Source organism: Allobosea sp. P1_A7 (assembly GCF_056406775.1).
The window spans coordinates 1-1159 of sequence record NZ_JBFTZN010000585.1 but is presented as its reverse complement, the minus strand read 5'-3'; the positions used below and the strand labels follow the sequence as shown (position 1 = coordinate 1159).

1 protein-coding gene is annotated in these 1159 nt (G+C 56.9%); it reads right to left on the bottom strand.

Features of this window, described 5'->3' with window-relative positions:
• Positions 1-317 precede the first annotated feature (317 nt).
• Positions 318-1159 (bottom strand): metallophosphoesterase (locus AC1D34_RS37805; protein ID WP_476827058.1); only part of this gene is annotated, 842 nt, incomplete at its 5' end.

Sequence of the window (1159 nt, the reverse complement as noted above, 5' to 3'; positions counted from 1 at the left end):
CTTCAAGCCGACCCTTTTCCGAAGCCGTGACTTCGATCCTGATACCGGTACGCATCCCGCAATGTCGCACACCGCATCAGCGGCCGGAATCCCCAACAGGACTCTTCCGTCCCGATCAATCCACTAGGCCCTGAGCATGAATGGGAGCGATTTCATTCGCACGTGTTCCGACAATATTTGCCACGACTTCGTCGCCTTCGCATAGTGACAGCGCCTCTACAATTGGTTTCGACAAAAGTATTGGTTGGCCAATGGTACACGTCTCTACTCGTTGCAATTGGTGCCGATGTCAGCGCGTTGCTTCGACCTGCTCAGCATTAAACCTCAACGACGCAGCATGGGTTAAAACCGCGATTTTCACGATCACCATGAAGGTTTGGGTAGCCGGCCTGATTGGCGAAGATGCGCGTCCGGCCGACCCTGTAATCGTGCGATCCGTGATCGTGACCATGGATCCAGAGCTCGGGCTGAAACTCTTCGATGAGGTGACCCAGGTCGGATACAAACGCGGGTGTAAGCGAACTTCCTTGGTGCCGCGGTTGAATCGAATTCGGATGAGGCGCGTGATGGGTAACGACAACCGTCGGTCCATCATGGGGCGTCGCTAGCTCTCTGCGGAGAAATGCGACATCAAGCCGATGTTCGGCAGCTGCATGCCAGGGCATAAAGCGGCTGAAATGCCCGCTCTCCTCTTGGTRTCGGATCAAGCGATGGTCGTTTAGCGTCTCCCCAGCGTAGACCATCGAAGGCTTCGGCGTGCCGTGGAGGCTGTAATCGGTCCATAGGATGCACCCAAGGAAGCGCACTCCGCCGACCACGACGGTGTTTCGGAACAGAAGATCGACGCCCGAAGACTCAGCCGCCGCCCTGCCCTGCGCAAGACTGCGCTTCAGTTCGGTCWTATAAAGCTCGTGGTTTCCCGGGACGTAAATGGCGTGCCGGCCCTTCAGCGGCCCGCTTTGCTGCTGGGCGATCCAAGTCACCGCTGAGGAAATTGGCTGCCCGATGTCGCCAGCGAGAACCACGGCATCGAACTCCGGCATAGGCGACGGAAACTCGAAGGGACCAAACTCGAGATGCAGATCGGACAGTACGAGTAAGCGCATTCTGCCTACGTACGTTTGAATCGGAGAAGCTGTACGTTTGAATCGGAGAAGCT